This window comes from Paenibacillus agricola (genome assembly GCF_011440305.1).
In the GTDB taxonomy this organism is placed as follows: domain Bacteria; phylum Bacillota; class Bacilli; order Paenibacillales; family NBRC-103111; genus Paenibacillus_S; species Paenibacillus_S agricola.
The window spans coordinates 257,197-270,070 of the sequence record NZ_JAAOIW010000010.1; the positions used below are offsets into that span (position 1 = coordinate 257,197).

At 46.4% G+C, this 12,874-nt stretch carries 10 protein-coding genes; 9 read left to right on the forward strand and 1 reads right to left on the reverse strand.

Annotated features, from left to right (window positions below; all coding sequences use genetic code 11):
* The first annotated feature begins 331 nt into the window (after positions 1-331).
* Positions 332-2,674: an ice-binding family protein gene (locus tag G9U52_RS25025; protein ID WP_166153377.1), complete on the forward strand. Its 2,343-nt coding sequence runs from the start codon at positions 332-334 to the stop codon at positions 2,672-2,674.
* Positions 2,675-3,144: 470 nt separating this feature from the next.
* On the opposite strand, the gene G9U52_RS25030 is transcribed toward G9U52_RS25025, so the two are convergent.
* The gene (locus tag G9U52_RS25030) at positions 3,145-4,236 is read right to left on the reverse strand and encodes a citrate synthase/methylcitrate synthase (RefSeq protein ID WP_166153378.1); all 1,092 of its coding nucleotides are present in this window, start codon (positions 4,234-4,236) and stop codon (positions 3,145-3,147) included.
* 276 nt (positions 4,237-4,512) lie between these two features.
* Between G9U52_RS25030 and G9U52_RS25035 the strand changes: the two genes are divergently transcribed.
* From G9U52_RS25035 to G9U52_RS25070, 8 genes are all read left to right on the forward strand, one after another.
* Complete coding sequence (locus G9U52_RS25035) at positions 4,513-5,520, forward strand: hydroxyacid dehydrogenase (protein WP_166153379.1); 1,008 nt, start codon at positions 4,513-4,515, stop codon at positions 5,518-5,520.
* 81 nt (positions 5,521-5,601) lie between these two features.
* Positions 5,602-6,378, forward strand: a complete 777-nt coding sequence (locus G9U52_RS25040) for a sugar phosphate isomerase/epimerase family protein (protein ID WP_166153380.1) — start codon at positions 5,602-5,604, stop codon at positions 6,376-6,378.
* A 37-nt stretch (positions 6,379-6,415) separates the two neighbouring features.
* Entirely contained in the window at positions 6,416-7,210 is a 795-nt protein-coding gene (locus tag G9U52_RS25045; protein WP_243767535.1) for an AraC family transcriptional regulator, read from the forward strand.
* Positions 7,211-7,380: 170 nt separating this feature from the next.
* Positions 7,381-8,532: a Gfo/Idh/MocA family protein gene (locus G9U52_RS25050; RefSeq protein WP_166153382.1), complete on the forward strand. Its 1,152-nt coding sequence runs from the start codon at positions 7,381-7,383 to the stop codon at positions 8,530-8,532.
* Between the two features lie 18 nt (positions 8,533-8,550).
* Positions 8,551-9,714: a dihydrodipicolinate synthase family protein gene (locus G9U52_RS25055; protein ID WP_166153383.1), complete on the forward strand. Its 1,164-nt coding sequence runs from the start codon at positions 8,551-8,553 to the stop codon at positions 9,712-9,714.
* A gap of 31 nt (positions 9,715-9,745) precedes the next feature.
* The gene (locus tag G9U52_RS25060; RefSeq protein ID WP_166153384.1) at positions 9,746-10,567 is read left to right on the forward strand and encodes a sugar phosphate isomerase/epimerase family protein; all 822 of its coding nucleotides are present in this window, start codon (positions 9,746-9,748) and stop codon (positions 10,565-10,567) included.
* A gap of 117 nt (positions 10,568-10,684) precedes the next feature.
* Positions 10,685-11,908, forward strand: a complete 1,224-nt coding sequence (locus G9U52_RS25065; RefSeq protein WP_166153385.1) for a Gfo/Idh/MocA family protein — start codon at positions 10,685-10,687, stop codon at positions 11,906-11,908.
* 108 nt (positions 11,909-12,016) lie between these two features.
* Positions 12,017-12,778: a sugar phosphate isomerase/epimerase family protein gene (locus tag G9U52_RS25070; protein ID WP_243767536.1), complete on the forward strand. Its 762-nt coding sequence runs from the start codon at positions 12,017-12,019 to the stop codon at positions 12,776-12,778.
* Positions 12,779-12,874: the final 96 nt, after the last annotated feature.

Below are 12,874 nucleotides of genomic sequence, written 5' to 3' on the forward strand. Positions count from 1 at the left end.
GTGATTACCGCTTGGCAATAAGCATTGCACAAGCTAGCTTGCATGTAAACCGGGATTTGCTTCCACAGCGATCCCGGTTTTTTGTTGTTCTGGTGTAGGCGATCATTGATCCCAGCGATACCGGAAAAATCATATGGAATAAGACCTTATACTCAAATAATCCAGAGTCGACGGAGAAATTCATGTCGGTTCTTAAAAGTAAATAAGACATAAAAGGTTCGAAAGACCTAATACTGGTTAAAAGAAATAGATGGAAGTGTGACTATAGCTTCCCGGTTTTTGTAAAGTGATGGTTTTTTTAAAAAAAGCAAGCAACAGAAGGAGCAGAAACATGACGAACAGATCATTCAAAAAGCTATTTTCATCTTTTTTACTGGTGAGTATGTTAGTATTTTCATTAACTTCAGCAATCGGATCCGCAGCTGCACCTTCACCTGTACAATTGACCGACATTGTTGATTCATATGCACAAAGAGAAATTAATAATTTAGTGGATAATGGGATTATTAGTGGGTATGAGGATGGAAGCTTCCAGCCACGTAAAACTATTACCCGCGCCGAGCTAGCCAAAATTATCGTGTTGTCGATTGGATTGAAAGAAAATCCAGAGCAAGCAGCGGCGTTCACGGATGTAGGCAAGGATAGCTGGTACCGAGGTTTTGTTGGCGCTTTGGTTGCCTCCAATATTACACAGGGAACCTCAGCTACAACGTTTGCTCCTGAAGCTAAAGTAACGAGAGAAGAGGTTGCGATTTTCTTTATTCGTGCATTAGGTCTCGAGGAAACAACAGGCAACGTAGCAGTCGATGCCAAGCTATCTGATCTGGCCACAGTATCGAGCTGGGCACAACCACATGTGTCTTTGGCTTTTAAAACAGGCTTCACGCAAGGGATCGATAATCCGGATGGAACTACTAGATTCAGCCCTAAGGATAATTCAGAGAGACAAGCCGTAGCTCGTTTGGCATATGAGTTCATGCATAACAAAAACACCTACATTAATAAAGCGAAGGAGCTTATGAATAATAGTCCAAAAGTTAGTTCAGCGATAGCAATAAACAATTCAACGATAGAAGTCACCTTTACTTCACCTGTAACTAAAGTAGCTCTGAATGATTTCGCTTTTGATAATAATTTAGAGGCGACCAGAGCTGAATTAAAGGCAGGCACCTCCAATGTAGTTGTATTAACGACAAGTATGCAAACACTTGGGACGGTTTACAAGCTTATGTATTTGGGCAGTGACACAGGTATTACGGTAATTGGAGCTAATTCCCAAAGTAATGTAGGCTCCAGTAGTGGAAATACAGGCAGCGGTAATTCCGGCAGTGGAAGCAACGGCAGCGGTAATTCCGGTAGTGGAAGCAACGGCAGTGGCAGTGGCAGTGATTCAGGTAGTAACTCAGGTAGCGGTTCAGATTCTGATGGAAATACGGTGGTAACTCCCGTAGTTCTTTCCGCTCCAGCGAATTTCACGGCATCTGCTGGTGATACACAGATTCAATTAGCTTGGCTGTCTGTAACAGGAGCTACTTATTATAATCTGTATCAGTCACTAGATAATTCAACTTATACTAAAATTAGCGACCCTGCTACTGTAACTACGGCCACTTACAATGTGACCGGGTTAACTAATGGGACGACTTATTATTTCAAAACAACTGCAGCTAACACGGGGACAGTTAGTATGTATTCGAATGTGGCGAGTGCAACGCCAACAGCTACACCGCTAATAGCACCTTCCCAGCCAGTTTTAGCGACAGCTAATGTAACGCCTGAAGCCAACATAACGATCAGCGCTCCCATAACAGGAGTTACAGCATGGTTAGCGCCAGCAGGTACAACCCTATTTACTCCCTCGACTACGATGACAAGGCTTGTAGGCAATGGGACGGCAACTACGATTGCTGCACCGGCAGCAGTGGGTATTTATAAATTGTTCTTAGTAAATGCAGCAGGCACATCCTTGGCATCTGAGGGAGCCTTGACGGTTAGCATCCCGCCAGTTGGACCTGCTATAGTAGAACTTGGCATATCAGGCAATTTTGTAATCTTGTCAAAAGCAGGGATTACCAATGTTCCCACCTCTGCGATTACTGGAGATATAGGAGTCAGCCCGATTGGTTGGACGGCTATTACTGGATTTTCCCTAATCGCGGATGCAACTAATGAATTTTCACGTTCGCCACAAATTAATGGCAAAGTATTCGGTGCCAATAACGCGTCTCCTACTCCTAGCAATCTGACTACAGCTATAAGCAATATGGAAACAGCGTTTGTTGATGCCACTGGAAGACCAGCCGATCATTTGGAGCTGTATAGTGGAGACATTAGCGGTCGGACACTTACAGGCGGTACTTACAAATGGAGTACCGATGTGAACATTAACTCCGATGTTACGCTTAATGGTGGAGCCAATGATGTTTGGATTTTCCAATCAGCAGGCAAAATTTCCGAAGCTAGTGGCGTTAAAGTTATTCTTACAGGCGGAGCCCAAGCTAAAAATGTCTTTTGGCAGGCAGCGGGTACCGTTTCGATTGGAACGGGAGCACATTTTGAAGGGAATGTATTGAGCAAAACCGATATTACGATGAAAACGAATGCATCCATCAAAGGTCGGTTATTAGCTCAGACTGGAATCACTTTGGATCAAAATACAGTAACAGCGCCATAAGCTTAACAAATAAATCGATATTGCCGTTAATAAGCAGCCTTTCCCGAGCTTGGGGGAGGGCTGTTTTTTTGCGGCTTCTGCGAAAAGGTCGCCACAGCAAGAATTTGCAAGCCAATTCCAGCTGATGGGCAAGATTGTTTTAATGGGCCTACACGATTGTGCAAAAGCATTTTAAAGGCACAGGTGCAGAGCCACGATGTTAAATATCTTTTAATAACCATATTGACTAAAGCGACTATGAAGAGAGGATATATCCTCCTCCATAGTCGCTTTTTTGCTAATGGCCAACTAAAAGAAAGCAATAAGGCTCTGATCAGTTAAACCGTAGCCCGAACTACCTCAATTGATAAGGAAAACCGCCAGGGAATCCTGACGGTTCTTTATTGTTGTTGTAACCTCCCGCTGTGGTGCGTGGGCGAGGACAGGCATATTCCAGCCGTTCCTGAAGTCCTGTCCTTTGAATGAAACTTCTATCCCGGCATCGGCCCCGTATACACCGATTGTGGTCGAAAAATACGATTGACCTCAGCCTGCTCCAATAGATGTGCGGACCAACCGACTACCCTTGCCGCCGTAAAGGTTGGCGTAAACAGCTCCGTAGGCAGCGCAATTGCACGCATAATGGAGGCAGCAAAAAATTCGACATTGGCATACAGATGCCGACCTGGTTTATATTCTGCAAGCAGGCGCACAGCCGTCTTTTCTACATGAACCGCAAGATCAAACCAAGGGTCATTGCCGGACAAGGCTTCTGTCACCTCACGAAGTGCTTCAGCCCGCGGGTCCTTGGTTTTGTAAATGCGATGCCCAAAGCCCATCAGCCTATCCCCGCGTTCCAAGGACTCACGAATCCAAGGCTCTGCATGCTCCTTGCTTCCTATAGCATCAAGCATAGCAATAACCTCGGTTGGTGCCCCACCGTGAAGCGGACCCTTCATCGCGCCTATAGCAGCGCTGATAGCGGAAGCCATATCCGATTGTGTGGATAACACAACTCTTGAAGCGAATGTGGAAGCATTCATACCGTGCTCCATGCCCAAAATCAAATAAGCGCCAAGTGCCTTCACATGAGCAGGCTTTGGCAGCTCGCCTGTGAGCATATACAGGAAGTTGGCCGTATGCCCTAATTCGGGTTTGGGCTCAATAACCGATAGTCCATTTTGCATTCGATATCTGTAGGCAATAATGGTTGGTAGGATTGCGGTTATACGAATCGCCTGCTCTTTAGTAGGAGGCCAGATGAAAATACCGCCAGACAGCATAGCGATTGCTGTTTGTAGAACACCCATTATTGGCATTTCCCGGGGAATAATGTCGAGTAATCGCTTGAGGGCTTCGGGTAGCTGTCGGCTTTCTGTTAAGTTTTTTGTAAACTGCTGATTTTGTGCCTGATCGGGAAGCACTCCATTACATAAAAGATAAGCAACTTCTTCATATTCATACTGAACAGCCAGGTCCTTGGCCCAAAATCCTCGATAAACCAAATGCCCTTGTGTACCATCAACTAAGCTAATATCAGTATCTGCTGCTACGATTCCATCCAAACCTGTTACTTTTGCCATCGTAATCACACCCTTTTGATTTTAAATAAATTATAAACCTTTAAAACTATAAAGTAAATTTATTGATTTTAATATACTATATCATTTTTATTTATTGATTTAATGGAGGTTATATGTTGCAATGATCATCTCAGTAAGCTTAATAATTTTTGGATTCTATACAAGAATGTTTAGACAGCTGATTAAAATACTTGAACTAGTGGAAATCCGTAACAAACGGGTTTATGATGTTCTATAGATATTAGGTAAAAGCCACTCTAAGGAGGATTTTAAGAAATGTTGAAAAAAGCTGTATTTTTGGCGGACCCCGATAACAAGAATATCAGTAGGGTATTCGATGAAACGGTTATGGGGCGGTTAAATAGCCAAGTTCAATTATTCCCAGAGTGGATCCATCCAGGGAACGCCAATAGCTACATCAACGAGCTTGCTGATGTGGAAATCGCTTTCTCAACCTGGGGACTGCCATTATTTACTGTAGATGAGCTCAAGGCTTATTTGCCCAATCTAAAAGCACTATTTTATGCGGCAGGCACTGTGCAACGATTTGCTAGAGATTACATTGCCCGTGATTGCATAGTCGTCAGCACTTGGGCTGCAAATGCCGTACCGGTAGCTGAATATACAGTAGCGCAAATTGTGCTTGCCAATAAAGGCTTTTATCAAACTGCCCCCCTTTACAAAAGCAGCTATAAAGCATCAAAAGAGTTATCTAAAGTATTCCCGGGCAACTATGAGGCGAAAATTGGCATTCTTGGTGCAGGGATGATCGGCAGGCTGGTAATCGAAATGCTGCGCCCATATGAGCTACAGGTTGATGTATTTGATCCCTTCTTGCCTGATGCAGCAGCGGCGGAGCTAGGTGTCCGTAAAACGGATTTGCACGATATTTTCGCTAATTGCGATGTGATCTCCAACCATTTGGCCAATCTGCCTACGACAGTAGGGATACTGAATAAACAGCATTTTAACTTAATGAAGCCACATTCAACGTTTATTAACACAGGCCGAGGTGCCCAATTGGTTGAAGCGGATTTGATCCACGCTTTACGTGAAGATTCGACCCGTACTGCTTTGCTGGATGTTACTCACCCCGAGCCTGTTGCGGAGGATAGTCCCTTTATCCATTTGGAGAACGTGATCCTAACTCCTCATATTGCTGGAAGCATAGGTAATGAGGTTGCCAGAATGGGGCATTATGCTGCTGCGGAATGTGAACGTTATTGCGCAGGTCTTCCATTAAAGTACGGAGTCACTTTGAAAATGCTGGAGACTATGGCTTAACATGCTTACGAAGTAAGTTTCGCTAAAGCAAAACTCAACAAATACTGTTTTGCTAAAGCAAAACTTTTAGGAGGGACAAACATGCAAACGGGATTGTTATCGGTGACGTTTCGTCAGCTAGATCCTGGGGAAATCATTAAGCTGGCTTCCCAGGCAGGGCTGCAAGCGATTGAATGGGGCGGCGATATCCATGTGCCACATGGGGATGTGGAACGCGCTAAGCAAGTCAGGGAATGGACAATAGCAGCAGGTATTGAAGTGGCTTCCTATGGCTCCTACTACCGGGTTGGCAGCATCAATAAAAACAATTTGACGTTTGACCAAGTACTGGCATCAGCAGTTGCCTTGCAGGCTCCAGCTATTCGGGTATGGGCAGGCGACCAAGGCTCGGAGTCGGCTGATGAAGCATGGCGCAGCGGCGTAGCCGCCGATGCCGCGCGAATTGCAGGTCTGGCCCAAGCGGTAGGCATTACTGTGGATTTTGAATACCACAAAGGTACGCTCACAGATTCAAGTGAATCGGCCATTCGCTTGCTGGAGCAGATTGACCATCCGAATATCCGCTGCAATTGGCAGCCACTAATGAATTTAACCGTCGAAGAGCGCAAGCAAGGATTAAGGGCAGTTTTACCTTGGCTTGCCAATCTCCATGTGTATCAGTGGGAGCCAGGCCTCCGACATCCTTTGCAGCAGGGTACATCCGAATGGACGGAATATGTCGCGATCGCCCGAGAAGCTCACGGTAGACGTCACGCGATGCTTGAATTTGTTAAAGAGGATGCACCTCAGCAATTTCTGGAGGATGCGGAAACATTGAAATTAATTATAGGCAGCGGGCACAATGGATACGGAGCATAGCTTTTCAGCTTGCCGTGAAGTGAAAGGATTGTGTGCAATGAGCGGAATTCATCTCTACGAAAGTAAGCATCGGGAAAGCTACGTAGTGAATGTCCATCATCATAGCAACTACCAAATTTTATATGCAATAGAAGGGGAAGGCTTCATTCAGCTGGATGGAATCAAGCATGCGATTGAGCAGGAATGTGCCGCGGTCATCTTCCCCCGTACGGATCATGCGGTTTCCTCGGATTCGCATATGACACTGCTGGTCATGGAGTTCGACACAGCGTTGATGAACGATGCCTTTGCCTCTAGGTGGAAGGAGGATGCAATCGACCATTCGATGCTGCTCCGCTTGAATTCGGTCAGCGGTAACGAGCTGCGGCTGTTGCTGCGCAAGCTGCTGTTCGAGCAGAAGCAGGAGGACGCATTAAGCCAATGGTCGATGCAAATCCATCTGCTGGAGGTGCTGCTGCTACTTGCCCGCGCCCAACAAAGCTCGCAAATTACGGATGCCAATGGCTTGCGGGCAGACTGGATCCGCTCCTATATCGATTCCCATTATTTCGAGCCGTTAATGTCGGGTGAGCTTGCACAGAAGCTGGGTATTAGCTCACGCCATGCCGCCCAAATTTTCAAAGACCAGTATCAGCTGACGCTGCTGCAATATTTGACAGAGGTACGGATGAGCATTGCCAAGAAGCTGCTGGCCGAATCGGATAAAGATATTGTGTCGATCAGCTTTGAGGTAGGCTATGAGTCGCTGCCAACCTTTTACCGTACCTTTAAAAATTATGTGAAGCTCGCTCCTAACCAATACCGTCAGCAGCACCGCAATTCCGGCGAATAAGTGAAATTCCCTCCTTTGGGATAGATTAAGCTGTGTCGATGATTTAAAATAACGCTTCCATATTTGAGAATTTTGTTCCGAACTGATAAGACTTCTGCTTGAATTATCGATATGCTGTAGTTATCCGAAAAGGAAGCAACACTATTATAAATTGAAGAGGAGCCACCAATATGACTTTGCACACATTAGGAATCATTATGAATGGAGTTACAGGAAGAATGGGGACGAACCAGCATCTTATTCGTTCGATTCTGGCAATCCGTAAGCAAGGCGGCGTTGTCCTTCCTAATGGAGATGTCATTATGCCTGATCCGATTCTTGTAGGTAGACAAGAGCATAAAATAAAAGCATTAGCTGAAAAACATGGCTTAACTCGCTGGAGCACAGATCTTGACGCTTGCCTAGCGGATTCCGCCAATCAAATATATTTTGACTCCCAAACCACTGTACTTCGCGCAGCCAGCATCAAAAAAGCAATTGCCGCTGGAAAAGCGATCTATTGCGAAAAACCTACCGATACTAGCCTTGAAGGCTCTCTGGAGCTTGCTCGTTTGGCTAAAGAAGCTGGAGTTAAGCATGGTGTGGTTCAAGATAAATTGTTCCTGCCTGGCTTGCTGAAGCTGAAACGCCTTATCGATTCCGGCTTTTTCGGTAAAATTTTATCCGTACGTATGGAGTTCGGCTATTGGGTATTTGAGGGTGACTGGCAGCCTGGCCAACGTCCTTCATGGAACTACCGCAGTGAAGATGGCGGCGGTATCATCGTAGATATGTTCGCTCACTGGCGTTATGTGCTGGACAACCTGTTCGGCGCTGTAAAATCGATTTCTTGCTTGGGTGCCACTCATATTGCAGAGCGTTTCGATGAGCAAGGTGAGCGTTACACAGCAACGGCTGATGATTCAGCTTATGCGACTTTCCTGCTGGAAGGCGATATTGTTGTTCAAGCGAATTCTTCATGGGCAGTGCGTGTAGACCGTGATGATTTGTTGACCATCCAAGTAGACGGTACAGAAGGCAGTGCAGTAGCGGGCTTGCGTGATTGCAAAACCCAACACCGCGTCAATACGCCGAAGCCAACATGGAACCCGGATATTGAGAATCCATTCGCGTTCACAGAGCAATGGGTTGATGTTCCTGCCAACCAGGATTACGACAATGGCTTTAAAGTGCAATGGGAGCTATTCCTTAAGCATATTGTGATCGATACTCCATTCCCTTGGGATTTACTTGAAGGCGCTAAAGGAACTCAAACCTCCGATCTTGGGATTCAATCATGGAAAGAACGCCGTTGGGTTGATGTACCGGATCTGAAACTGTAATTTAAGGAGACCAGGATCATGGCTGATAAATTAATACTACCGAAGGCTGGCGGGGCGCTTTACGATTATGTAGCAGGAACAACGGCACCAATTGTAGCTCCAAAAGGCTCGTTTACTAGTCGGATTGCCTTCTCCGCGGCGCACGTGGTGTGCGACCCGTTCGCGGGTACGGATCCATTGAACCATCCTGCTATTGATTGGGACGATACGCTAGCGTACCGCCGCCATCTATGGTCGCTGGGTTTGTCTGTCGCGGAAGCGATGGACACAGCACAACGCGGCATGGGGCTTAAATGGGAGCAAGCGAAGGAGCTCATTAAACGCTCATTAGCTGAAGCTAATTCGGTTGGCGGCAAGGTTGCCAGCGGTGCGGGTACGGATCATTTGGCACCAGGGCCTAATGTTACGCTTGAGGATGTTGAGGCTGCTTACGAAGAGCAGTGCAGCTTTATTGAAGGGCATGGCGGCCAGATCATTCTGATGGCTAGCCGCGCCTTGGCGGCTTGCGCCAAAACGGCGGACGATTATGAACGTGTATATGGCCGCATTCTTCGCCAAACGTCCAAGCCGGTTATACTTCATTGGCTGGGCGAAATGTTCGATCCAGCGCTTGCCGGATACTGGGGCAGCTCTGATTTTAACGAAGCGATGGAAACCTGCTTGCGCGTAATTCGCGCTAATCCGGATAAAGTCGATGGCATTAAAATCTCATTGCTGGATGCCGACAAGGAAATCCAGATGCGCCGATTGCTGCCTGAGGGTGTTGTGATGTATACAGGTGATGATTTTAATTACCCGGAATTGATTCGTGGCGACGAGCAAGGCTATAGCCATGCGCTGTTAGGTATTTTCGATGCGATTGCTCCAGTTGCTGCTGCAGCATTGGAAGCATTAGATCGTGGCGATATGGCTCAATATGATGCTTTGTTTGAGCCGACGATTGCTTTGTCCCGCCACATTTTCCAAAAGCCGACCTATGCCTACAAAACAGGTATTGTATTTATGGCTTATTTGAACGGGCACCAGAAGCATTTCCGGATGATTGCCGGAGCAGAAAGCTCGCGTTCAATCGTTCATCTGTCTGAGCTATTCGTATTAGCGGATAAAGCAGGCTTGTTGGTTCAGCCTGAGCTTGCGGTTCAACGTATGAAACGGGTATTGGCTTTATCTGGTATTGAATAGACAGCTTTCCCAAAGACTGGAGGGGTTAAGTTTGGCACCATTAACGGATTTTGGACGTTTAAGCTTAAATCAAATTACGACCAATAATTGGAGTCTGCAGGAGGCAGCAGAAGGCTGCGCCAGAGCGGAGGTTCCATGGATCGCCTTATGGCGGAACAAGGTAGAGGAAGCGGGCCTAGCCCAAAGCAAGCGATTCATCAATGATGCAGGCTTAAAAGTGTCCAGCTTATGCCGCGGCGGCATGTTCCCGGCGGCAACAGCGGCAGAGCGAGCTGTGCGCATTGAGGATAACAAGCGAGCTATCGATGAAGCCGCCGAGCTAGGCGCAGAAGTGCTTGTATTGGTCTGCGGACCGGCTCCAGACCGTGATATATTGGGTGCACGGAATATGGTTGAGGATGCCATCGCAGAATTGGTGCCTTATGCCCAAGAACGCAGCGTGATCCTTGGCATCGAGCCGCTGCATCCTATGTATGCAGCAGAGCGTTCCGTGATTAACACGCTTGCACAAGCAACAACGATTGCTGAGGGCTACACGCCCCAGCAGGTAGGTGTTGTGGTTGACGTATTCCACGTTTGGTGGGATCCTGAGCTTTATAAGCAAATCGCACGCGCCAGCGGCCGTATTCTGGGCTTTCATGTATCCGATTGGATCGTACCGACACCGGATATGCTGCTAGGCAGAGGCATGATGGGCGATGGCATGATTGAGATTAGCCGCATTCGCCAAGCTGTTGAGGCTGCTGGCTACCAAGGCCCGATTGAAGTGGAAATATTCAATCAGGAGATTTGGGATCGTCCTGGTGATGACGTGTTGGCAGAAATGAAAAAGCGTTACTTGGAGCATTGCTAGAAGTCTAATATTCGATATCGAAATACCATACAGAAGGCTTTTCGGCTGGACCAGCGATTGTTTATTCGTTGGCTGTCCGGAAGCCTTCTAAGTATATGAGAGAAGGGAATATCCTCCATGAAAATAATACGTGCAGCCTTAATAGGTGTAGGCGGATTCGGCAAAATACATGTGCGGCATTTTCTCGAATTGTCCGCTTTGGGCCAGCTGGAAATAACCGCGTTTAGCGACATTAATCCAGACGTCAACAAAGAGGGCTGGGAGCGGCTGCTTGCAAGCGGTGGAACCCCTTATACGGATTACCGGACTATGCTGGACAGCCACCCTGAGCTTGATCTGGTCGTGATCGCCTCGCCTATTCCGATGCATAAAGAAATGGCTATCGAGGTTTTTAAACGTGGGATACATGTATTGCTTGAGAAGCCTCCTGCCGTTACGATTCAGGATTTGGATGAAATGCTAAATGCTCAAAAAGGGACAACCTCCTTATGCCAAGTGGATTTTCAAAACACCTCAGGTGGAGCCTTCCGGAAGCTGCTGGATACCATTCACAGCGGCCAGATCGGTGATGTCCTTCATGTGACGGGAACCGGGCTTTGGAAAAGAACTCAAGCATATTATAATCGAACCGGTTGGGCAGGCAAGCTTGTGTTCAAAGGCAATTATGTGCTGGACGGCACAATCAACAATCCGTTGGCCCATTTACTCAATAACTGCCTATTGGCGGCAGGCGGCGGGGTCGTCGAACAAGGAAAGCCGCTCAATGTGCAAGCAGAGCTTTACCATGCGAACCCTATTGAAGGGGATGATACCTCCTGCTTGCGTATTTATACTCAAAGCGGAGCCATCGTTCATTTTTATGCTAGCTTATGCAATGAAAAAGAAGAGACTCCGGGCATCACGGTCAAAGGCACGCTTGGCGAGCTTATTTGGAAATATGACAATACGCTGGACATTCGAATCGGTTCAGAGCATAGTCTACATACTTCTCCTACTGAAGATTATGTCAGGAATATGTACCTGAATCTATTCGCTGCTATTCGTGATCAAAATGTAGCTCTGTACAGCTCGCTCGAAATGTGCCGAAACTTTGTCTTGGCTGTCAACGGGGCATTCGAGTCAAGCCAAGAGACACATCAAATTGCTGAACCACATTTGACTAAGACGGATGAGAGCAGCACGACATTCACAGGGATTAAGGATATTAAAAACACTATTGCTGAAGCCGCGGCTAAAGGTTTGCTATTCTCGGAACTGGATGTTCCTTGGGCAATTGCGAGCAAGCCATTTGAATTAGAGGGTTACAGTGAGTTTAAGCTGTTCGCTCCAGCCTCATCATAAAACCAGGCCACCGTCTTTTTAAGATGTTTTGAAAGACGGCGTAGCTGTATATCTCCGATTCGTGTAAAATGAAGGTGAACCAAACTTGAAACAAAGGAGCGATTGACGTTGAAAATTGCAGCACAGCTTTATACACTTAGGGATTTTTTGAAAACCCCAGAGGATATAGCAGCTACCTTAAAAAAGGTTAAGCAAATGGGTTATGATTCCGTTCAAGTATCTGGCGTAGGACCGATTGACAGTGCAGATTTGAAGGCGCTTGCAGATCAAGAGCAACTAACAATTTGCGCTACTCACATTGGGTATCCGGAATTTGCTAATATCGATGAAGTTATTAAAAAACACCAGATTTGGGATTGTAAATATGTCGGCTTAGGTGGCTTGCCACCGGAATATCGGACGAGCAAGGAAGGCTATGCGGCGTTCGCTAAGGAATTTTCTGAAATCGGACGCAAGCTGCAGGCAGCAGGCTTGAAATTCATTTACCATAACCATGAATTTGAATTTGTTAAATTTGATGGGCGTACGGGGATGGATATATTATTCGAAGAGTCTGATCCGGAAGTTTTTGATTTCGAGTTGGACTTGCATTGGGTTCAAGCTGGCGGTGCTAATCCTGTGGAGTGGATTCGTAAAGTCGAGGGTCGTATGAAGGTTGTACATCTGAAGGACTGGGCGGTTACTAGCGATAGAGAACGCCGTTTTGCCGAGGTTGGAGAAGGCACGATGAATTTTCCTGAAATCTTAAAGGCTTGCGATGATATTGGTGTTGAATGGGGAGCCGTTGAACAGGATAATTGCTATGATCGTAATCCGTTTGACAGCTTGGCCATCAGTTTAGCTAACCTGCACAAAATGGGTTATAAATAAGAAGAATGCTTTCACAGTAAGCCTTCTATTGATGTCAAATAAGCTACATAAACAGAACACAGAAGCAAATAGCCTCTGTGTTCTGTTTTATCCTAA